This is a genomic window from Roseobacter sp. GAI101 (genome assembly GCF_000156335.1).
Lineage (GTDB): Bacteria > Pseudomonadota > Alphaproteobacteria > Rhodobacterales > Rhodobacteraceae > Sulfitobacter.
Window position 1 is genome coordinate 3,773,683 of the sequence record NZ_DS999213.1, and the last position, 21,251, is coordinate 3,794,933.

Consider the following 21,251-nt stretch of genomic DNA (forward strand, 5'->3'; position numbering starts at 1 on the left):
GGGCCAAATTGCGGCACCTCTGCGGACTTGTCATGTCCCGGGCAGAAGATTACTTCGGAGGTGTGACATTTATAGAAGGGCAGGCCGATGTTTACAGGGATTATCACGGATGTTGGAAAGATCGCGTCGCTAGCCCAAGAGGGTGATTTGCGGGCGCGGATCACGACGGGATATGATACGGACCGGATCGATATGGGGGCCTCCATCGCCAGTGACGGCGTGTGCCTGACGGTCGTGGATATGGGGCCGGATTGGTACGAAGTGCAGATCAGCGCCGAAACGGTGGAAAAAACCAACCTTGGCGGCTGGGTTCCGGGCAAGCGACTGAACCTTGAACGCGCGCTGAAGGTGGGTGACGAATTGGGCGGTCATATCGTGTCGGGCCATGTGGACGGTGTCGCCGAAGTGGTCGCCATGCGCGACGAAGGCGACAGCACCCGCGTGACATTACGGGCACCGCAGGCGCTGGCGCGCTTCATCGCGCCAAAGGGCTCGGTCGCGCTGAATGGCACGTCGCTGACGGTGAACGAGGTCGATGGCTGTGATTTCGGCATCAACTTCATCCCCCACACCAAAGAGGTCACGACCTGGGGCGATGTGGCGGTGGGCGACCTGATCAACCTCGAGATTGACACGCTGGCGCGGTACGTCGCGCGACTGGCGGAAATGTCATGATCGCTGGTATCGGTCACAACATGGGCCCCACGATGGAGCGCGGCCAGAAATGGCGGGCGTTTCAGTGGCAAAAAGCGCGTGAGGCAGCGATGCCGTCGGCGATTCCGTTGATGGTGGTAAAGATGCGTGTGGCGCGGGCGCGTGCCCTGGGGCTGGATTACAAGGCCTATGCGGCGATCCGGCAGGCCACCGGGCGCGATATTCTTGCGCTGCTGTTCTCAAGCAATGCGCTGCGGGTCGTACGCGCGGATGCACCGCAGATGCCCGTGCGCGAGACCGAGATTCTGACCGCCGTGCAGGGCGCGCAAAAGCTGGCGCTGGTGCATCGCCCGCTGTCAGGCGATGCGGTCCAGGGGGCGAACCCGGTGCTGGATCACGTCGCGTCGGCCCCGCGGTTTACCGACAGTTGGGCCGACATGCGGGACCACCTGTCGGGCGTGATGCAGGGCCGCCGGCTGGTTGGAGATCAGGTTCTGATCATCGGCGACACCGGGCTCGAGCGTGATTGGTCCGGCGCGGCAAAGGCTGCGGGATACCTTGAGGCGGCACGGTATTTCGGGCGCGACGTGCAGGCCTAGAAGACCTGCGGGCCCAAAGATTGAACGCCGCTGTTTGCGCGCTGATATTGCAGTGGGATTGAGTTTATTTGGCAAAATGAAGATGCGGGCGTCTGCGCGCCGCATTTTGCCTTGAGGGGCAGGGTCGGCTGATGTTGGGTTGATCTTGTTGACGGGGCGCGCCGATGTTATCTGGGCGTTGACGCTTTTGGCCTAACCATCCGGGACAGGCGCGCTGTCTTAACGGAGTATACTTCATGGCTGCTGGAAACCATACGACCCTAGTTACACCGACATTCGACAAGCCTGTGAAGGTGCTGATCGTCGTGTCTCCCTATTATTCCGACATCGCAGCAGGCTTGCTGAAAGGGGCCAAGGCCGAGATCGAAGCCGCAGGGGCCGAATGGGACGTAGTCGAGATGCCCGGCGCGTTGGAAATTCCGACGGCCATCGGGATTTCAGACCGGAAAAGCAATTTCGACGGCTATGTCGCCCTTGGCTGCGTGGTGCGCGGCGAAACGACCCATTACGAGACCGTGTGCAATGACAGCAGTCGCGCGCTGCAATTGATGGGCTTGCAGGGGCTTTGCATCGGCAATGGCATCCTTACGGTTGAAAACCATGAACAAGCAGCGGTGCGCGCAGACCCTGACGGGCAGAACAAGGGCGGCGGTGCGGCCGCTGCGGCCTTGCATCTGATCGCACTCAGCCGTAAGTGGGGCGACATTCGCAAAGATATCGGTTTCAAGCCGCGCTCAGAGGACTATCTGATGGCGGGCGACAATGATGGACCCACAACAGCATGACTTCTACCGCCGGCCTTTCGGGCAACCAAAAACGCAAGATGAAATCCGCTTCCCGGCTTTATGCCGTGCAGGCCCTGTTCCAGATGGAGCATTCATCCCAGAGCTTCGACACGGTCCGTACCGAGTTTCTTGAGCACCGTTTCGGGGCCACCTATGACGGGGCCGAGATGATTGATGGTGATATCCGTCACTTTGCCGATGTGCTTGAAACGGCTGTGAATTATCAGGCGGCGATTGACCAGATGACCGACCGCGCGTTGGTGGCCAAATGGCCCATCGCCCGGATCGACCCGACATTGCGCGCCTTGTTCCGTGCCGCAGGGGCGGAACTGCGCGACACCGGCACGCCGCCCAAGGTGGTTATCACCGAATATGTCGACGTAGCCCGCGCGTTCTTTGAGGGCAGTGACGAGCCAAAGTTCGTCAACGCCGTTCTGGACCACATGGCCCGCGAAGCACGGCCTGAGTCGTTTTAAGACTTCTTTGAAAATCGAACAGTGCGTCAAAGAGGAGCCGGCTTTTCCAAAGTCCGGCCCTTTTCTTGCCGATGCAGGCTGTAGGCGGCGCATGCCGATGCCGAACGGCTGGGGATGCACAAGCGAAACAGGGAATGTTTTAAGGATTAGATCGATGCATCCGACGACATTGCAACTGCATGAAGTCCAGATCATCTGATCATGGTCGAGTGTGACGGAACCACCGCTGCCGTTTAGTTGTATATTCCCGAGGACCTGTATGTACAGGTGGGCGCCAGATAATCGAACCAGGGCTCGAACAGAGCCAGCTCCCTCGGATTTGCTTAAGGCCACTGGAATGTAACTTTTACAAACAGGGCAGAACCGTCACGCGATACAGGTAGGCTTGGGCATGGGCTACGGCAAGGGGTATCTCGGTTGTGTGGTAAAATTTACCTGAAAGAGTAGGGGCAGGTTTTGACCTTCTACCCCCATTGGCCGGGGCATATCCTTTGGTTCATGGCTGTTCGGGGAAGATCAGCGGCGTTGGCAATGACGCCTTGGGGTGCGCATTGGCGTCGCTTGGCCAGATGCGCGCGTACCGTCTGATGCGGACCAGCGACGACCGCCCCACAGGCATCTTCCCACGATTGGGGCCCCGGCTTCGCTTACTCTTCAGTGAAACCGTAGCGGGTCAATTCTTCGGGCAAGAGGACGTAGATCTCATTTGGCGGGGTGACCAGCGCGTGCTGCATTACCAAAGGGTCAATGCCCATGCCATCAAGATAGGTCATGACCTCACCCTGGCCGCGCTGGATGTCATCGACCGCGACGAACGCAGGCAGCAGCGTGCTTTCACCGAAATAATGTTGATGCACCCCGACGGAGGCATCGTCGGGGATCGTCCGGCTTGTGCCTGCCGCCAGCAGATAGGGGCAGGCGGAATAGCAGATGTCGCCGCTGCGCAGGGCCGTCGTCAGCTCGGCTTGCCGCAAATACCGCCCAAGCATCAGCGCGTCTTGGACCGATCCGCCCGGCGAATTCAGGATCACACCTTCGGGTTTTGGCGCAAGGTCGGCAAGTTGCTTTTCTATGCGTTCGGCGTCACCGGGGAGGATGCCCCCCTCAAGCAAGGCGCGATTGCCGCCTTCCACCACGGTCAGCGTCAAACGGTCGGGCAGAGGCGATGACGGCATCGGACGTCCCCCCGGCGGGGCGCGGTCGGGGTCAAAGCGCCGGGTCTGGTCGCCCGGTCGCACCGGTTCGGTAAGCTGCGGTGCACGCGGGCCAAACCCGGGCAGGCGCAGCCCGTCGCGCAGGTCACCCCAGAACAGCAACCCCGCGAGGGCAAGTTGAAAAAACAGCACCCAGACCAGAACCCGCCCAATCGGGTTGCGCTTTGGCGACACGCTTTCGTCGGTCATGTGGATTTGATCGGTGTGACATGAGCCGGGGGCTCATGCGGCGGGGCCGTGGGTTCTACAGGGCCCTCATCGGCGGTACCTTTCATCGCGGCATCCATGTCGCGCACGGCGTTCACGGCGGCGCGCAATTCCGCAAGGGTCAGGGTTTCTTCGATGGCGCTGCCTTCGCGCCCTTCGCGGATCGCAGTCTGGGTGATCGCAAGGATGAACACCAGCACGGCGGGCAGCAGGTCGATCGCGATGGCACCGGCCCAGGAGGGCACGAAATTACGCGCGTATTTGATCACCGCATCGGCGCTGGAAATCGGTGTGTAAGTGGTTTCGGTGGGCGGCGGCATGGCCAGTACGGCTTGGGCCGCGCGCTCCAGGGTGGTGGCGCGTTGGGCCAGAACCTCAAGAACCGACGTGATCGTGGATGCCTGATTGCCGCGCTGTTCCACCGTGCCACCGTCCAGTTCGGGCAACACGACCGAGGCCGACAAATCCTGCGCCGCCCGCTCGACAAGGGACGCGACGGACAGTTGCCGCAGTTGGGTGATCAGCCCGGCCAGACGCACGGCCTGCTCGGAAAACTCGACCGACCGGGCTTCTACCGGTCCGGGCTCAACGGTGAGGGCGCGCATCCGGCTGAGAATCTGGTTGCCCTCTACAAAGGCGGCCGCGACCAGCGGTGTCTGCGTGGCAATCTGCGCTTCCAGCCCGGCCAGCTCGGAGGATTTCTGCCGCAGCACGCGAAAGACTGCCCCGCGCCCGGCCATGCCGGACAGGCCGCCCGTGGCTTCCTGCTCGCTCAGATCCTCAAAGCTCTGGCGCACACGGGCAACGTCCCGCTCAAGCCCTTGCGCGGAAAGGGCAGTCTCGTGGGCGCGCTCCAGCGAGCCTTGGTAGTCCTGCACTGTTTCAGCCAGATGCTGTTCAACCGCCGCCGATCCGGCAAGCGCCGCAGCGTTCAGCCAGCTCGACATGGCGATGATCGCGACCGATCCCAGACCCATCGCCCCCATCAGACCGGCCCGCGCCCGTGCGCCCCGCACAGCGGGAAAAAGCCGCAACATATAGGACCAGAATACGAAGATACCGACAGACACCGCGACGGAATAGGCGATCGCGGCAAAGGCGGACATTGCACCGTTATCGTCCAGCAGGGACGAAACCCCCAGATAGGTATAGATTCCCGACGCAACGGCCAGCACCCCAAGGGCAGTGCCTGAAAACGTCTCGAGCCAGGTCAAATGCCCCTCAAGGTCGCGCGCGTAGCGCACGCCGCGCTGCTGCGCGTTGGACTGATCTTGCGATTGTGACATCTTCCACCCCCTAAACTCAGATGCCTAAGATAAGGCGGGAGGCCGCAATTACAAAGTCATCTTGTGGTCCTTGTCAGATGTTCACTAATTGTTCATAACTCGGTCATGTCTTTTGATGATCCAAATCTCACCCAGCCGGGCCAATTCTTGGCCCGCGGTGTTGCGCGCCACCTTGCTTCACTGGGCTTTGTCACGGTCGAAGAACTTGTCCCCGCCCGTGGCTTGCGTGTGGATGTGATGGCCCTCGGCCCGAAAGGCGACATCTGGATCGTCGAATGCAAATCCAGCCGCGCCGATTTCATGTCTGACAACAAGTGGCACAGATATCTCGAATGGGCCGACCGTTTTTTCTGGGCGGTTTCTTCTGATTTTGACGTGGATTTGCTCCCGACCGAATCGGGCCTGATCATCGCTGACGGGTATGGTGCCGAAATCCTGCGCACGGGCGTGGAAACTCGCCTTGCACCTGCACGTCGCAAAGTGATGATACAGAAATTTGCCACCCACGCTGCCCGCCGTCTTCAGATGCTCAGGGATCCCAACGCAGGTACGATCTGGGGGTAGGCCTCGATTTCCAAATGGATCAAAATCCCGGGGGGCCGCGCCTTGGCGCGGTGGGGGCTGGCCCCCGTGCATGGCCTGATCCAAGCTCTAGCGCTTGGACTTACCACCTTTTCCTGCCCGGTGGGCGGCCGCCATGATCTCTTCTGCGATCTCGACAGCCTCGTCCGGGGTAAAGTCCATCGGGATCTCGATTCCGCCATCGGCTTCGACGAACAGGCGGACCATGCCGTTTTCGGTCGGGCCGATTTGCAGGTTTGCTTCAATGTCGCGTTCGGTGTCGATGCCCATAGGTCCCTCCGGAATGATGTGGCAAGCCGTAGCGCGGGCTTCGACAAAACGCAAGTTGGACCAGAACGGCTTTATGGCGAGGGCCGTCTGTTTTTTGGGCCATCAAATGAAAAACTGTCGTCTTAGGGTATTGCAATCTTTTTGCGTGGGCGGTAGATCGCCAGCAGTGCCGCCTTAGCTCAGTTGGTTAGAGCGCCTGATTGTGGATCAGGAGGTCCCTGGTTCGAGACCAGGAGGTGGTACCACCAACCCCCTAAAATATTTAACGCTGGATATCGACGGTTTGACGTAACGTGCCGCTCATCCGGTCAAAGATCAGTATCTGGTCGTCAGCCGTCACCACCGCATACCAATCGGGGCCTTGCGTGAAGGCGACAGGCTTTTCCCCGCCTGGCAGTGCAATGACATCAGGCAAATCGGGCGCTTTGCCAGAGAAGCGGATGACAAGCAGGCCAATCACGACTAGAAGGCCGCAAATCATTGTGGCGGTCAGCACCGTCACCAGCCGCCGCAGGAATTTTATGTTTGGGGGCTCGGAAGGATCAGTCATGTCGCACCGTCGTATCAGTTTCATCATCGCGGACACGCCGCCGCCCCGCCTTGATAAGGCGCTTGCCCGCGATGTGCCAGAGGACGCGAACCTGTCGCGCACCCGTCTGGGACGCTTGATTGCGGATGGTTCGGTTCAGGTGGACGGGATCGTCGTGACCGATCCGCGCGCGCGCATTTTCGAAGGCCAAGAAATTACGGTGGACGTGGAAGAAGCCGAAGACAGCCATATTTTGGCCGAATCGATCCCGCTCGAGGTGGTCTTTGAAGACAGTGACCTGATCGTGATCAACAAGCCTGCGGGCATGGTGGTCCATCCTGCGCCCGGCAGTCCGTCCGGCACGCTGGTCAATGCACTGCTGGCGCATTGTGGAGACGACCTGTCCGGAGTCGGCGGCATGAAGCGACCGGGCATCGTGCACCGCATCGACAAGGACACCTCGGGTCTTTTGGTCGTTGCCAAATCCGATGCGGCGCATCACGGGTTGGCCAAGCAATTCGAAAAGCACACTGTGGAACGGTATTATCAGGCATTGGTCTACGGTGTCCCGGATGCCAACGACCCGCGCCTGCGTGGCATCAAGGGGACCAGCTTTGAGCCGGGTAATATCCTGAAGATGACCACCCAGCTGGCGCGCCACCGCACCGATCGTCAACGTCAGGCGGTGCTGTTTCAGGGCGGGCGTCACGCCGTGACCCGCGCGCGCACCATCAGCCGGTACGGCACGCCGCCTGTGCTGGCTTTGATGGAATGCTGGCTGGAAACCGGCCGTACGCATCAGATTCGCGTGCATATGGCCCATGCGGGCCATTCGCTGGTCGGCGACCCGACTTATGGTGGCAAGCGCAAGCTTCCCAAGACGGCCCTGCCTGAAATCGCCTCCGATGCGGTGCGCGCCTTTCCGCGTCAGGCGCTGCATGCGGCGGTTCTGGGCTTTGAACACCCCGTCACCGGCGAGATGGTCCGGTTCGAGGCTCCGCTGCCTCGCGATATGACCGATCTGCTCGATTTGGTGGCGCTGGCACAGGCGTAGCAGCCAAATTTGGCGCATCATACGATCAGGTAACTTTTTATTCATCCAGTTTAGGCTGATATTAACCGCTCGGGCGACAGCGTAGCACTTGAAATAATGTTAGCGCTCTCCATATCTATGTTAAGCTCAATAACATGAGCCCCTGATAAGAAGGGAAGGGACATTAAAATGGCTAATTATGCAAATCTGCCAGCACCAACACCCGAAGGCGGTCTGAACCGTTATATGCAGGAAATCCGCAAGTTTCCGCTGTTGGAGCCTGAAGAAGAATACATGCTTGCCAAGCGGTGGGTCGAAGAACAAGACACCGAAGCAGCGCATCGCATGGTGACATCGCACCTGCGATTGGCCGCCAAGATCGCAATGGGCTATCGTGGCTACGGTTTGCCGCAAGCCGAGGTGATCTCGGAAGCGAATGTCGGTCTGATGCAGGCGGTGAAACGCTTTGATCCGGAAAAAGGCTTCCGCCTGGCGACCTACGCCATGTGGTGGATTCGCGCGTCGATTCAGGAATACATCCTGCGCTCGTGGAGCTTGGTGAAACTTGGCACGACCTCCGGTCAGAAAAAACTGTTCTTCAATCTGCGCAAGGCGAAAAACCGCATCGGTGCGTTGGAAGAAGGCGACATGCGCCCTGAAAACGTGTCGCGGATCGCGACTGATCTGGGCGTGACCGAAGCCGAAGTCGTGTCGATGAACCGCCGGATGTCTGGCGGAGACGCTTCCCTGAACGCGACCGTCGGGTCCGAGGGTGAAGGCACGATGCAATGGCAGGACTGGCTCGAGGACGAAGACGCGGATCAGGCGGGCGACTATGAAGAGCGCGAAGAGCTGGAAACCCGTCGCGAGATGCTGGCCGAAGCGCTGGAGGTGTTGAATGACCGTGAAAAAGACATTTTGACCCAACGACGTCTTTCGGATGAAACCATCACCCTTGAAGACTTGAGCAGTCAGTATGACGTCAGTCGCGAGCGTATCCGCCAGATCGAAGTGCGCGCGTTCGAGAAACTGCAAAAGCGCATGGGCGAACTTGCCCGCGAAAAAGGCATGGCAGTGACGGCCTGATCGTTCTGCCAATTCGCAACAATCTCCCCGCAGACGGCGCGTTTGCGGGGATTTTTTATGCAAGCCCCTTTGCTTGCAGTGAATTCCGCCTAGACTGACTGTGAAGAAGGGGACTGTTATGAAGACTTTACGCTGGGGCATTTTAGGAGCCGCGAAATTTGCGCTAGAACATATGGGGCCTGCGATCCATGCTGCACGCGGTGCGCAGCTTGTGGCGCTGGCCACGTCGAGCGCGCAAAAAGCCGAACCTTTTCAGGCCTTCGCGCCCGGTCTGACTGTCCATGACAGCTATGATGCGCTGCTGGCTGACCCGACGATCGACGCGGTCTATATCCCGCTGCCCAACCACATGCATGTGGAATGGACGATCAAGGCGCTTGAGGCAGGCAAACATGTGCTGTGCGAAAAGCCGATGGCGCTGAACGCGTCCGAATTCGACCGGCTGATCGCCGCGCGCGATGCGTCGGGGATGCTTGCCGCCGAGGCGTTCATGATCGTGCATCATCCCCAGATGATCCGCGCCCGCGAGATTATTGCATCTGGTACCCTTGGCCGGGTCCGGCATGTGGGGGCGACGTTTTCCTTTTATAACGACGACACGACGAATATCCGAAACCAAGCTGCCGCAGGCGGTGGCGGCTTGCCCGATATCGGCGTCTATACCTTTGGGTCGGTCCGGTTTTTGACGGGTCAGGAACCGGTGTCGATCCCCTATGCCAAGATCGATTACGCAAATGGCGTTGATACCTTTGCCCAGGTTGCAGCAAGCTTTGACGGGTTCGATTATTCCGCGACCGTGTCAATCCGGATGTTCCCGCGTCAGGAAGTCGTTGTGCACGGCGAAAAAGGCGTTCTGCGGCTAAGCTGCCCGTTCAACGCGGGGGTCCATGCCCAGGCGGAACTGCACCTTGAGACTGCAACCAACGTCATGACCACTGAACGCTTTCCCGGTGCCAACCAATACGTGCTGCAGGTCGAAGCCTTTGGACGCTCTGTCACCGAAGGTGCAGCTTATCCGTGCCCGCTGGAATTCAGCAAGGGAACCCAAGCGATGATCGACATGGCGTATGCAGCCGGAAAGGGGGCCTGACATGGCCGGAGGATGGGCAAAGGACGGTGCCGTAAGCGAGCAGATCGAGGCATCCATCAACGACGAACTTGCCCGCCTCAAGGCGCGCAAGGCGCTGCAGGGCGAAAGCCTGACCCATTGTGCCGAATGCGAAGAACCGATCCCCGAAGCCCGCCGCGTGGCCCTGCCGGGCGTGAAGCTGTGCATCGACTGCGTGAACGAGCGTGACAATCGACCTGATCGGCGGGGCGGGATCAACCGGCGGGGAAGCAAGGACAGCCAGTTGAAATAGCGGGGCTAGGTCCGCCATCTGAACCCGAAAGGGGCTACTGACGCGGACATGCACCCCGACCGGGTCTAGCCGGGCTTGTCGACAAAGCGGATCTTGGTGATCGGGCGCACGATGCTCGCATGGGGCCCTTCGTCGGCGTCTTTGGCATCGACGCTCAGTTCAACCGTGTCGCCTTCGTTCAGATCGTCATACCCGTTTCTGACAACGCTGTTACGGTGAAAATAGACCAGCCGCCCATCTGTCGTCGATATCTGCCCGCTGTTGGTATACCCATCCAACACGGCAATCCGTCCTTGCAGAGGTGCTGCATGAATTTCGGGTCTGCCCTTGTGTTGATCCTGCCACCTTCGCAGCTGCCGCTCCATCGCGTTGAAGGCATCCCGGATCGCGACATAGATATCGGTATGGGCGTGATCGTCACCGGGATGTCGGTCGATATGCAGGGTCGATCCGGGCATTTGAAGGCTGATGTCAATGATGTACTCCGTCCCTTTGTGACGGCGGTGCGGGGCCCTGACCCAAACCTGACATCGTATAATTTCAGGACTCATTGCCTCCAGTTTATCGACCCTCTCACGAACGCGCGCTTCGATCGCGTCGGAATGATCGATATCCTTGAAGGTCACTTCAGCAGGGGTTTCCATAGTCAACTCTCCCATTGTCACATGGAAAGCCTACTGCGCCTGATCTGCGGGAGTTTTGAGCCACGTCAATTCTGCGTGCAACCGAAGGTATAATTACGGCGGTGCGTGGCGGAAAACCGATAACGCTGTTTTGCTGCGCTGATCACGTCTGAGCATTCTCTTCAAGCGGCAGCTAAACCCAGCTTAGCTGCCGCTTGAAATTTTACTCTTCCATCGCTTCCAATTCGTCGATGAAGCCCGAGATCATCGACAATCCCTTGTCCCAGAATGCGGGATCGGAAGCGTCCAGCCCGAAGGGGGCCAGCAGTTCCTTGTGGTGCTTTGACCCACCGGCCTTGAGCATGTCGAAATACTTGTCCTCAAAGCCCGGCGTACCTTCGTCATAGACGGCGTACAGGGCGTTCACGAGGCCATCGCCGAAGGCATAGGCATAGACGTAGAAAGGCGAATGCACGAAATGCGGAATATAGGCCCAGAAGGTCTCGTATCCGTCCATGAATTCGAATGCCGGTCCCAGGCTTTCGGCCTGCACGGACATCCACAGCGCGTTGATGTCGTCGGGTGTCAACTCTCCGCCACGGCGGGCATCATGCAGCTTGCATTCAAAGTCATAGAACGCGATCTGGCGGACAACGGTGTTGATCATATCCTCGACCTTGCCGGCCAGCAGGACCTTGCGTTCGGCATTGGTCTTTGCATTGTCCAGCATCTTGCGGAAGGTCAGCATTTCGCCGAACACGCTTGCGGTTTCAGCCAGCGTCAAAGGGGTCGAGGACAGCATTTCGCCCTGGCCCGCAGCGAGAACCTGATGAACGCCGTGGCCCAGCTCATGCGCCAACGTCATGACATCGCGCGGTTTGCCCAAGTAGTTGAGCATCACGTAAGGGTGGACATTGGTCACGGTTGGATGGGCAAAGGCACCGGGGGCCTTGCCGGGCTTTACGCCCGCGTCGATCCAGCCGTCGGTAAAGAACGGTTTCGCGATCTCGCCCATGCGGGGATCAAATGCATTGTATGCGTCCATCACCATATGTTCGGCGCGGTCCCAGCCGATCAGCTTGGGGTCTTCCATCGGAAGGGGCGCATTGCGGTCCCAGACCTGCATCACGTCAAGGCCAAGCCATTTGCGTTTCAGTTCGTAATAGCGATGGCTCAGCTTTGGGTAGGCGTTGACCACGGCGTTGCGCAGCGCCTCGACGACTTCGGGTTCGACGTGGTTGCTCAGGTGGCGGCCCGTCTGCGGGGTGGGCATGCCACGCCAGCGGTCGATGACCTCTTTTTCCTTGGCTTGCGTGTTGTGAACGCGGGCAAAGGTCTTGATGTTGCTGCGGAATACATCGGCCAACTCGCGGGCTGCGGATTCACGCAGGTCACGGTTGGGATCGGTCAACAGGTTCAAAACGCCTTCGATATTCAACTGCTCGCCATCGACCACGAATTCCAGGGCCGCGATGGTTTCGTCAAACAGACGTTCCCATGCGTCGCCTACAACCCCCAGATCATGCAGGAATTTTTCCAGCTCGTCGCTCAACTGATAGTCCTTCATTGCACGGATGCGGTCGAAAACCGGTTTGTAACGTGCAAGGTCCGCATTCTGAACCAGAAGCTTGCCCAAGTGGTCGTCTTCCAGCCGGTTCAGTTCCAGCGTGAAAAACACCAGCGGCGTGGTGAAATTGGTGATCTTTTCCTGAACGTCGGACATGAATTTGGTCCGGCCCGCGTCGGTGGTCTGCTGGTAATAGCGCAAGCCCGCGAAAGACATGATGCGACCTGCGACCTGGTTGATCTTTTCGTTGCGCAGCACGCAGTCCAGAAATCCAGCGGCATCCAGATTGGCCAGATTTCCTTCGAAATCCGTGGCAAAGCTGCGGCATGCTTCCTCGAGCCAGTCAAGATCGCGCTTCAGCTCGGTTGCGTCTTCGCCTGTATATAGGTCGTCCAGATTCCACTCTGGCAGATTGCCCAAGGGGGACGCGGCTGCTCCGGCATTTGCATCGCGGACGGGGAAGGGCAGTTGAAACATGAAAAACCTCATTTTGCGTTGAACTTACCTAAGCATCGTGCGTGGTCAAGGCAAGGCGGCGACTGGCGGGATCAGCCGTAAATGCGCAGGAACTCTTCCAAATCGGCCAGCGTGTTGGCCTCCTGAAGCGGTTTATCCTGTCGCCAGCGCAACATTCTGGGGAATCGCAGGGCCACACCTGATTTGTGGCGCGGGCTGCGCGCGATCCCCTCGAAGGCGATTTCGAAAACATGGTGCGGTGTGACCTTGCGCACAGGACCGAACCGTTCAAGCGTGTTTTTGCGCACCCAAGCGGTGATCTGGCGAAATTCGGCATCGGTCAGCCCGCTATAGGCCTTGGTGAAAGGGACCAGTTCATTGCCGTTCCAGACCGCAAAGGTGAAATCGGTGAACAGGTTCGCGCGGCGGCCCGACCCCGATTGCGCATAGATCATCACGGCATCAATCGTCAGCGGGTCCAGCTTCCATTTCCACCAGTCGCCCTTTTTGCGCCCCGCCAGATAGGGGCTGTCGGCGCGTTTCAGCATCACGCCTTCGGCCTGTGCATCGCGGGCGTCACTGCGGGTGGCTGCAAGGGCGTCCCAGTCGGCAAAAGGCAGTTGGGATGACAGGCGGATCGGGGCCTGCGCTGGCAGATCGGCACAGGCGCGTTCCAGCGTCGCGCGGCGGTCGGCGAATGGCAGGTCACGGATGTCCTGCCCCTGCCATTCCAGCAGATCATAGGCGTGCAGAACCACGGGCGCGTCGGTCAGCAGCTTTTTCGGGACGGTCTTTCGGCCGATGCGCGATTGCAGCGCGTTAAAGGACGACGGCGTCGGCTGGTCGTCGGGCCAAACAAGCAATTCGCCATCCAATACGGTGCCATCGGGCAGGAAATCCAGCGCGCGGGCCAATTCGGGAAAGCGGTCGGTCATCAGCTCTTCGCCGCGCGACCAGACAAAATACTGCCCGTCGCGCAGGATAAGCTGGCCCCTGATTCCGTCCCATTTCCATTCGGCACGCCAGTCCTCGGGGGCACCCAGGTCTTGCGGTTCGGCTTCCAGCCCATAGGCCAGATAGAACGGGTAGGGGCGCGAGGCATCGGCCGAGGCATCTTCGGCCTCGACCAACGCGTGCCATGTGGTGTCATCAGGGTGCCAGTTTCCCATCAGCCGGTGTGCGAGTTCAGCTTCGGGCTTGTCCGTCGCGCGGGCCAAGGCGCGGGTCATCAGCTTTTGGCTGACGCCGACGCGAAAACCGCCGGTGATCAGCTTGTTAAAGATGAACCGTTCCGCACCGCCCAATCTATCCCATGCAGACAGCACGAACGCTTTGCGGGCGTCTTCGTCTTGGGTGTAGATTTCACGCAACGCGGCGATCCAGTCAGACAGGCTTTGGTCGTCTTGGGTCGTGTTCGGGGGCAGGACCAGTGCGATGGTTTCAGCAAGGTCACCGACGATGGCATAGCTTTCCTCGAACAGCCAAAGAGGGATGCCCGCCCGCTCTGCCGCCCATTCACGCAGGCGGGTGGTTGTGACCGCGCGCTTGGGACGGCGGCCTGAAAAAAGCGCGATGGTCCAAAGGCGGTCGGCGTCAGGGGCCGCTGCGAAATACTCGGCCAGGGCGGCGGTCTTTACGTTCGTCTTGGTGCTTTGGTCGATGGTGGTGAACAGCTTGGCAAAACGCTTCATTCGGTTGCGTCCTTGTCCAGCGTTTCACCTTCGAACTGCGTCGGGACAACTTGGGCGTTCCAGCCATTATCGCTCAGGTAACGGCTGAAGATGTCCGTGTAACCATGTGTGACGTATATGTTTTCAGCTTCGGTCACCTTGATCGCTGAAAGCAGTCCATCCCAATCTGCATGGTCCGAGATGATAAATCCCCGGTCACCGGCACGGCGGCGGCGCACGCCTCGGATCGCCATCCAGCCACTGGCAAAGGCGGTCTCCTGCGGGCCGAATTTCTTGGCCCATGCGCTGCCAAGGGCCGACGGCGGGGCCAGCACGATGGCACCGGGATGGTCCTTTGGTTTCAGGTCCCCGTCGGCCAGGATCGTGTCGGGCAGAACGATCCCCTGATCGCGCATCACGCGGTTGGTATGTTCCGTCGCCGTGTGGGTCAGCACGGGCCCGATCGCAGGGTCCAGCATGGTCAACAGGCGCTGCGCCTTGCCAAGGGCATAGGCCCCCAGAAACGCAGTTTTGCCTTCCTTGGCGCAGGCGGCCCACCACCCATTGATCTGGTCAGCAACATCTGCCTGATCCGCCCAACGGAACACGGGCAGGCCAAAGGTGCTTTCGGTAATGAAATGGTGGCATTTGACGGGCGTAAACGCATCCGAAAGCCCATCATCGACGACTTTGTAGTCGCCGGATGCCACCCAAACCTCGCCCTTCACCGCGACCCTGATCTGCGCCGATCCGGGCACATGGCCGGCGGGGTGAAAGGACACATCTGCGTCCCCGATCCTGCGCACCTCGCCATAAGCGATGCCTTCGGCGGAAATCTCGCCCAGACGGTGGCGCATTACGGGCAGGGCGGCGTGGGTGGCAAGATAACGGCCCATGCCCCAACGCGCGTGGTCCGAATGGCCGTGGGTGATCAGCGCGCGGTCCACCTGCCGCCACGGGTCGATGTAAAAATCACCTGCGGCGCAATAGATGCCGTTTTCCGTAAAGGTAAGAACCGGGGATGTTGTCATGGCCTAAAGATAGGAGCCGGTTTTGATTTGGACAGGGCGAGACAGGCGCAAGCCTGGAATTTGTCGAAATAATATTTGGTATCAATCGGGTATGAGCGAAAGTTGATCCTGTGTGTCAGGATCAGTTTTTCGCGTTGCGCAGGAACAACCGTACCATGTCGTCGATTGCGGCGTCCCTGATGGCTGGCTTTTCCATCAAGATCTCGTGCTCTGCACCCTCGACGATTTGCAGCTTGCTGCCGGTCCATGACTTCATTCGCTGATGGATGCGCCCGATATGGACGATCCTTTCGTTCGATCCCAGAAAGGTAACACAGGGCAGGCTGGGCGCGGCGCGCAGGGCAAGGTGTTTCGTTTCAGCCAATGCTTCGCGCAGCCAGACATAGCTGGGTCCGCCAAGGGCCAGATCAGGGTGGGCGGCAATCTGGTCGCGCATCATCTCGAACATCGGCTGGTCCGTCGTCAACATGTTGTTTTCAAAAGGCTCCGACGTGACATAGGGGTCGTATTTCGTGCCGAGGGGCAATTGGTGCCCTTGACCGACGCGGGGCATCAGCCGTGACAAGCCCCATGCGAATGGCCGAAGGTGCGGGGCAAGGTGAATGCCCCACATGGGCGCTGTAAATGCGGCGGCCTGAACCGAAAGCCCCTCCATCACGGCGCGCAGTCCGATGGCCCCGCCCATCGAATGGGCGAGCATGAAGAAAGGGCGCGGCAATTGCAGCGTGCGCGCGGCACGCATGAGTGTCGCCACGTCTTTTTGGTAGTCGGGAAAGTGATCGACCTGGCCCACCCGGCGATCGGGCAAAAGCCGGTCGGCAAGGCCCTGGCCGCGCCAGTCCAGGGTCATGACGGCAAGCCCACGTTTGGCAAATTCAGCCGCAGTCACCCCGTATTTTTCTACATATTCCGTGCGGCCGGGGAAAAGAAGCACTGTGCCCTTCGCCCCGTCCAACGGCCAATGCGCCACCCGTAGCTTTTTGCCATCCGGCGTTTCTGTCCAATGTGCTAGGCCCGTGTCGGGGCCCGGGAAAAGGTCAGTGAAAAGGGGGGCGGGCGCGAGGATCATCAGGCCAGTACGGATGCCAGTTTCATTGCCATGCCCATATCGCCGTCAATCTTGAGCTTGCCGGTCATGAAGGCACTTGTCGGGTTGGTTTCACCGGCCAGAATGGCCTGAAATGTGTCGACATCAGCAGAAAGCGTGACATCGGCGGGTTCATCGCCTGCGCGCGCCCCTGTGGAATCCATCATAACGCACCCTTCGCCTTCAATGTCGAACTTGGCTGTGCCGTCGAAATCGGCCCCCGCCAGTTTTCCGTTCAAGACAGTTACGGCTTCGTTCACAATATCGCTCATCTGCGGTCCTTTTTTCGAAAATGCTACCGACATGTCTGGAAAAGTGGCGGCAGGCTGTTACATTCACTGTTGTTATGGTCAATCACATCGTCAACCTCAAACATACCGTCGCGGCACTTGGTTTCTGGGTGTTGCTTGGCGGCGTATCTTTTGCGCAAACGACGATGCCGCAAGCGGATGAGTTACTGGCGAAATTACGCGATGCCCCCGCCGAGGAAGCCTCAAGGATAGAGCGCGAGGTCCAGACCGCATGGGCGCGATCGGGTTCGGCCAGCATTGATCTGCTTCTTAAGCGGGGGATGGACGCATTGGCGGCCGGCGATACCCCCCTCGCGATCGAGCATTTTACCGCGCTGACGGATCACGCGCCTTTGTTTGCCGAAGGGTATCATGCCCGTGCGCAGGCCTATTTCCGGGCTGATCTGTATGGGCCTGCGATTGACGACCTCGAAATGGCCTTGGCGCTTAACCCACAGCAGTTCAACGCTATTTTCGGGCTGGGCGCGATCTTGCAGGAATTTGGCAGCCTGCCTGCCGCCGCCACTTTGTATCGCCGGGTTCTTGCGATAAACCCTCACCATGAAAACGCGCAAAAGGCGCTGGACGGGCTTCGGCGCGACGGCATCGGGCGCACTCTTTAAGACGTCGGGAACATTCTGGTGACAGGTGATAGCAGGGTCGTGGCCGTTTTGGGCCCGACCAACACGGGCAAGACCACATATGCCATTGAGCGGATGTTGGCACATCGCACTGGGGTGATCGGCCTGCCGCTGCGCCTGTTGGCGCGCGAGGTCTATGACAAGATCGTCGCCCTGCGCGGACCGTCAGTCGTGGCCTTGGTGACGGGCGAAGAGCGCATCGTGCCGCCGCGCACGCAATATTGGGTCTGCACGGTCGAGGCGATGCCCGAAGGGATGGGCGCGGATCTGGTCGCGGTCGATGAAATCCAGCTTTGTGCCGATCCCGAACGCGGGCATGTCTTTACCGACCGGTTGCTGCGGTCGCGGGGGCTTCACGAGACGCTGTTCATGGGGGCGGACACCATGCGCGGCACCATTGCGGCGCTGGTGCCCAAGGCGCAGTTCATCAAACGCGAGAGAATGTCCGAATTGACCTATGTAGGTCAGAAAAAGATAAGCAGGATGCGTCCTCGCAGTGCCATCGTCGGGTTTTCGGTTGAGAATGTGTATGCGATTGCCGAGCTGATCCGCCGTCAAAAAGGCGGTGCGGCGGTCGTGATGGGCGCACTGAGCCCGCGCACACGCAACGCGCAGGTCGAGATGTACCAAAGCGGAGAGGTCGATTATCTGGTCGCCACCGATGCCATCGGGATGGGGCTTAACCTGGACGTGGATCATGTCGCGTTCTCAGCGCTGAGCAAATTTGACGGGCGGCGGATGCGTCAGTTGGCCCCGAACGAGCTGGCACAGATTGCAGGGCGGGCAGGGCGCGGTTTCAAAAGCGGTACGTTCGGGGTTACCGGCGATGCGCCGCCCTTGGATGATGGTGTTGCCCGCGCAATCATGGATCACAGCTTTACGCCGCAGAACAAGATCAACTGGCGCAATCCGGCGCTGCAATACGGCAGCATCGACCGGCTGATCCAGACGCTTGAGATGTCGCCAGACAACGAACGCCTATACAAGGCCCGCGAGGCCGATGACCTGCGTGCGCTCAAGGCGTTGGGCGAGGATGCTGAGGTCGCGGCGCGCTGTACGGACGGTCCATCCGTCAAGTTGCTGTGGGATGTCTGCCGGATTCCCGACTTTCGCGGCATCAGCCATGCGGAACACGCCAGCCTTCTCGAAACGATTTTTAACTATCTGCACCAGCGCGGCACCATCCCCGACGACTGGCTTGCGGGACAAATAAACCGGATCGATCGAACCGATGGCGACATTGATGCGTTGTCCAAGAGACTGGCGTTTATCCGCACCTGGACTTATGTGACCCAACGCAAAGGGTGGACGGTTGACGAAAGTCATTGGCGAGACGCGGCGCGTGTCGTAGAAGACAGACTGTCGGACGCGCTGCACGAGCGTTTGACCCAGAGATTTGTAGATCGGCGCACATCCGTGCTTTTGCGCCGGCTAGGACAGAAGGAAGCCATGGTGGCCGAAGTAAACGAGACCGGTGAAGTAACCGTTGAAGGCGAATTTGTAGGCAAGCTGGACGGTTTCCGTTTCCGGCAGGACAAAGGCGCAGGTGTGGCGGAAGACAAAACGATCAAGACAGCTTCGTTGCAGGCCTTGGCTCCGCAGTTCCATTTGCGTGCTGATCGGTTCTACAATGCGCCCGATACCGAAATTGATTTCACGGAACAGGGTGGCCTGATGTGGGGCAGCTCTGCTGTCGGGAAACTGGTGGCTGGCCCCGACGGGCTGCGTCCGGGCATCGAGGTGTTCGTGGATGATGTGGCAGGCCCCGAGGTTGCCCAAAAGGTGCAGCGCCGCTTGCAGCACTTCATCGATCGCAAGATCGCCGCGTTGTTCGAACCGCTGGTGACGCTGTCCAAGGACGAGGCGCTGACAGGTCTGGCCCGCGGCTTTGCCTTCCGGATGGTCGAGAATTTCGGCATCTTGCCGCGCGCGGACATTGCGGAAGACGTCAAGGCGCTGGACCAGGATGCACGCGGTGCCCTGCGCAAGCATGGCTTGCGCTTTGGCCAGTTCACGATCTTCATGCCTTTGCTGTTGAAGCCAGCCCCGACGCGGTTGCGTCTGGTGTTATGGTCGCTGACCAAGGGCCTTAACGAATTCCCTGAATCGCCGCCCCCTGGTTTGGTGACGATTCCGGTCGATGCCAACGCGCCCGAAGGGGCCGCGACCATGTCCGGCTACCGCAATGCAGGCGACCGCGCGATCCGGATCGACATGCTGGAGCGCCTGGCAGACATGCTGCGGTCAGAGGATTCGCGCGGAGGGTTCGAGGCAAAGGCGGATATGCTGTCGATTACCGGCATGACACTCGAACAATTCGCGACGCTGATGGCGGGATTGGGCTACAAGGCCGAAAAGTCGGAACGCCCGAAGGTCAAGGCTGTCGATACGGTCGTGCCGCATGACGGTGCGCCCATGGCGGCCGATACCGGTGCAGATGCCGATACGCCCGTGATGGACGTAGCAGCAGAGCAGCCGGCAGGCGGGATTGTCGCAGATCCGGCTGCGGTGCAGGCAGATGACGTGGTGGATGGCACCGGCGATATCCCTGACGACGGGATTGCCCCCATCGCCGAAGAATTGGCCGAAACCCCCGAGGTTGACGACCACATTCCGGATACCGTCGCGGAAGAAACTGCCATAGGCGTCGCCCCCGATGAAGCGATCGCCGCCCCCGAGATGGAGACATTCTATGTCTTTACCTGGGGTCGCGCAGCGCGTGCCAATCAAGGGCCGCGTCGCGGTGGTGGCGACCGTCCGCAAGGCAAGGGCAAGCCCGGCCCGCGTGGCAAAAAGGGCGGACCCCGCGGGGACAAGGGCGGCAACAAGTCGCCAAACTTCAGCGCCCGCCCGCCAAAGGCGGAAAAGCCGATTGATCCCGACAACCCCTTTGCCGCGGCCCTGATGGGTCTGAAAGACAATAAATAATTGTCGCAAGCGGCGGCAAAGCTGCGGCTGGATAAATGGCTGTGGCACGCGCGGTTCTTCAAGACCCGCTCTTTGGCTGCCGCCCGCGTAACGGCGGGCGCGGTCAGGGTGAATGGCGAGACGGCGCAGAAACGTGCGACCCTGATCGTTCCGGGCGATGTTCTGACCTTTGTCATGGGCGACGATGTGCGCGTGATCCAGATCGACGCCATCGGGACCCGGCGCGGTCCTGCGCCCGAGGCGCAGGAGCTTTACACCGACCTGTCCCCGCCGGTCCCCAAGTCCGAGAAAAAAACGCCTGAAAATCCGGCTTTTGAGGGAAAAGGACGCCCCAGCAAGCGTGATCGGCGTGTGCTTGATCTTTCTCGGGCACGCCATCTTGAATGATGCCCGCCGCTGATTTAGCAATGCGCAAAACATGTCAAAAAAGATGAACCTATGACCTATATTGTGAACGACAGCTGCATCGCCTGCAAATACACCGACTGCGTCGAAGTCTGTCCGGTGGATTGCTTTTACGAAGGCGAAAACATGTTGGTCATTCATCCTGACGAATGCATTGACTGCGGTGTCTGCGAGCCGGAATGCCCGGCGGATGCAATTCGCCCAGACACCGAGCCGGACATGGAAAAATGGGTTGAATTCAACCGGAAATATTCCGAACTTTGGCCTGTCATCATCACCAAAAAAGACCCTTTGCCCGAAGCAGAGGAACGGGACGGCGAAGAAGGCAAGCTTGAGAAATACTTCTCCGAGGCACCTGGCGAAGGTGGTTAAGTGATTCGGCTTTTTGTGCTCAATTTGGCGGATCCTAAGGGATTTTTCGCCTTTTAACTAATTGTTATACGGTAATATTAGGACAAATGCTGCACGGGC

Annotated in this window: 23 protein-coding genes, 1 tRNA gene and 1 other RNA gene; 14 read left to right on the forward strand and 11 right to left on the reverse strand. The window is 59.6% G+C overall.

Annotated elements, in window-relative coordinates:
* Positions 1–87 precede the first annotated feature (87 nt).
* From RGAI101_RS17860 to nusB, 4 genes are all read left to right on the forward strand, one after another.
* Entirely contained in the window at positions 88–675 is a 588-nt protein-coding gene (locus tag RGAI101_RS17860; RefSeq protein ID WP_008229321.1) for a riboflavin synthase, read from the forward strand.
* Positions 672–1,253, forward strand: a complete 582-nt coding sequence (locus RGAI101_RS17865) for a hypothetical protein (protein ID WP_037228714.1) — start codon at positions 672–674, stop codon at positions 1,251–1,253. Before RGAI101_RS17860 ends, RGAI101_RS17865 begins: the two co-directional genes overlap by 4 nt.
* 236 nt (positions 1,254–1,489) lie before the next feature.
* Positions 1,490–2,038, forward strand: coding sequence for a 6,7-dimethyl-8-ribityllumazine synthase (locus RGAI101_RS17870; RefSeq protein WP_037228717.1), 549 nt, complete (start codon positions 1,490–1,492; stop codon positions 2,036–2,038).
* Positions 2,035–2,514 (forward strand): transcription antitermination factor NusB, encoded by a 480-nt coding sequence (gene nusB / locus RGAI101_RS17875; protein ID WP_008228496.1) that lies wholly within the window; start codon positions 2,035–2,037, stop codon positions 2,512–2,514. The genes RGAI101_RS17870 and nusB overlap by 4 nt, the downstream gene beginning before the upstream one ends.
* Positions 2,515–2,727: 213 nt before the next feature.
* Here nusB and ssrS read toward each other — a convergent pair.
* The 3 genes from ssrS to RGAI101_RS17885 form a co-directional block, all read right to left on the reverse strand.
* Positions 2,728–2,881, reverse strand: a non-coding RNA gene (ssrS, locus tag RGAI101_RS21680) — 6S RNA.
* Between the two features lie 280 nt (positions 2,882–3,161).
* On the reverse strand, positions 3,162–3,917 hold the full coding sequence (locus RGAI101_RS17880) for a hypothetical protein (protein WP_008227620.1): 756 nt from the start codon (positions 3,915–3,917) through the stop codon (positions 3,162–3,164).
* The gene (locus RGAI101_RS17885) at positions 3,914–5,221 is read right to left on the reverse strand and encodes a hypothetical protein (protein WP_037228720.1); all 1,308 of its coding nucleotides are present in this window, start codon (positions 5,219–5,221) and stop codon (positions 3,914–3,916) included. The genes RGAI101_RS17880 and RGAI101_RS17885 overlap by 4 nt, the downstream gene beginning before the upstream one ends.
* 105 nt (positions 5,222–5,326) lie before the next feature.
* Between RGAI101_RS17885 and RGAI101_RS17890 the strand changes: the two genes are divergently transcribed.
* Positions 5,327–5,785, forward strand: a complete 459-nt coding sequence (locus RGAI101_RS17890; RefSeq protein WP_008228378.1) for an MmcB family DNA repair protein — start codon at positions 5,327–5,329, stop codon at positions 5,783–5,785.
* Positions 5,786–5,872: 87 nt separating this feature from the next.
* On the opposite strand, the gene RGAI101_RS17895 is transcribed toward RGAI101_RS17890, so the two are convergent.
* Complete coding sequence (locus RGAI101_RS17895; protein ID WP_008226246.1) at positions 5,873–6,073, reverse strand: DUF6324 family protein; 201 nt, start codon at positions 6,071–6,073, stop codon at positions 5,873–5,875.
* 168 nt (positions 6,074–6,241) lie between these two features.
* Between RGAI101_RS17895 and RGAI101_RS17900 the strand changes: the two genes are divergently transcribed.
* Positions 6,242–6,318 (forward strand) — tRNA-His (locus RGAI101_RS17900).
* A 17-nt stretch (positions 6,319–6,335) separates the two neighbouring features.
* Here the strand turns inward: RGAI101_RS17900 and RGAI101_RS17905 are convergent.
* A complete protein-coding gene (locus RGAI101_RS17905; protein WP_037228722.1) occupies positions 6,336–6,623 on the reverse strand; it encodes a DUF6476 family protein in 288 nt (95 codons plus the stop codon).
* Here RGAI101_RS17905 and RGAI101_RS17910 point away from each other — a divergent pair.
* From RGAI101_RS17910 to RGAI101_RS17925, 4 genes are all read left to right on the forward strand, one after another.
* A complete protein-coding gene (locus RGAI101_RS17910; RefSeq protein WP_008225944.1) occupies positions 6,622–7,656 on the forward strand; it encodes an RluA family pseudouridine synthase in 1,035 nt (344 codons plus the stop codon). The genes RGAI101_RS17905 and RGAI101_RS17910 overlap by 2 nt on opposite strands.
* 168 nt (positions 7,657–7,824) lie before the next feature.
* Positions 7,825–8,721, forward strand: a complete 897-nt coding sequence (rpoH, locus tag RGAI101_RS17915) for an RNA polymerase sigma factor RpoH (protein ID WP_008226665.1) — start codon at positions 7,825–7,827, stop codon at positions 8,719–8,721.
* A 118-nt stretch (positions 8,722–8,839) separates the two neighbouring features.
* Entirely contained in the window at positions 8,840–9,811 is a 972-nt protein-coding gene (locus tag RGAI101_RS17920) for a Gfo/Idh/MocA family protein (RefSeq protein WP_008225878.1), read from the forward strand.
* A 1-nt stretch (position 9,812) separates the two neighbouring features.
* Complete coding sequence (locus RGAI101_RS17925) at positions 9,813–10,082, forward strand: DksA/TraR family C4-type zinc finger protein (RefSeq protein WP_008226727.1); 270 nt, start codon at positions 9,813–9,815, stop codon at positions 10,080–10,082.
* Between the two features lie 65 nt (positions 10,083–10,147).
* Here RGAI101_RS17925 and RGAI101_RS17930 read toward each other — a convergent pair whose 3' ends face one another.
* From RGAI101_RS17930 to RGAI101_RS17955, 6 genes are all read right to left on the reverse strand, one after another.
* Positions 10,148–10,726: an HPF/RaiA family ribosome-associated protein gene (locus RGAI101_RS17930; RefSeq protein ID WP_008226798.1), complete on the reverse strand. Its 579-nt coding sequence runs from the start codon at positions 10,724–10,726 to the stop codon at positions 10,148–10,150.
* 202 nt (positions 10,727–10,928) lie between these two features.
* Entirely contained in the window at positions 10,929–12,749 is a 1,821-nt protein-coding gene (locus RGAI101_RS17935; protein WP_037228724.1) for a M3 family oligoendopeptidase, read from the reverse strand.
* Between the two features lie 71 nt (positions 12,750–12,820).
* Positions 12,821–14,419 (reverse strand): ATP-dependent DNA ligase, encoded by a 1,599-nt coding sequence (locus RGAI101_RS17940; RefSeq protein ID WP_008226236.1) that lies wholly within the window; start codon positions 14,417–14,419, stop codon positions 12,821–12,823.
* Positions 14,416–15,429 (reverse strand): ligase-associated DNA damage response exonuclease, encoded by a 1,014-nt coding sequence (locus tag RGAI101_RS17945; RefSeq protein ID WP_008227777.1) that lies wholly within the window; start codon positions 15,427–15,429, stop codon positions 14,416–14,418. The genes RGAI101_RS17940 and RGAI101_RS17945 overlap by 4 nt, the downstream gene beginning before the upstream one ends.
* 121 nt (positions 15,430–15,550) lie before the next feature.
* On the reverse strand, positions 15,551–16,498 hold the full coding sequence (locus RGAI101_RS17950) for an alpha/beta fold hydrolase (protein ID WP_008226124.1): 948 nt from the start codon (positions 16,496–16,498) through the stop codon (positions 15,551–15,553).
* Positions 16,498–16,788: an SCP2 sterol-binding domain-containing protein gene (locus RGAI101_RS17955; protein ID WP_037228727.1), complete on the reverse strand. Its 291-nt coding sequence runs from the start codon at positions 16,786–16,788 to the stop codon at positions 16,498–16,500. The genes RGAI101_RS17950 and RGAI101_RS17955 overlap by 1 nt, the downstream gene beginning before the upstream one ends.
* A 74-nt stretch (positions 16,789–16,862) precedes the next feature.
* Here RGAI101_RS17955 and RGAI101_RS17960 point away from each other — a divergent pair, with 74 nt between their 5' ends.
* Genes RGAI101_RS17960 through fdxA form a run of 4 tightly spaced genes read left to right on the forward strand, consistent with a single transcriptional unit; the run spans position 16,863 to position 21,152 of the window.
* On the forward strand, positions 16,863–17,429 hold the full coding sequence (locus RGAI101_RS17960; RefSeq protein WP_008227824.1) for a tetratricopeptide repeat protein: 567 nt from the start codon (positions 16,863–16,865) through the stop codon (positions 17,427–17,429).
* Between the two features lie 18 nt (positions 17,430–17,447).
* Positions 17,448–20,375: a helicase-related protein gene (locus RGAI101_RS17965; protein ID WP_037228729.1), complete on the forward strand. Its 2,928-nt coding sequence runs from the start codon at positions 17,448–17,450 to the stop codon at positions 20,373–20,375.
* Positions 20,376–20,762 (forward strand): RNA-binding S4 domain-containing protein, encoded by a 387-nt coding sequence (locus tag RGAI101_RS17970; RefSeq protein WP_037228730.1) that lies wholly within the window; start codon positions 20,376–20,378, stop codon positions 20,760–20,762.
* A 51-nt stretch (positions 20,763–20,813) separates the two neighbouring features.
* Complete coding sequence (gene fdxA, locus RGAI101_RS17975) at positions 20,814–21,152, forward strand: ferredoxin FdxA (RefSeq protein WP_008225888.1); 339 nt, start codon at positions 20,814–20,816, stop codon at positions 21,150–21,152.
* Positions 21,153–21,251 lie beyond the last annotated feature (99 nt).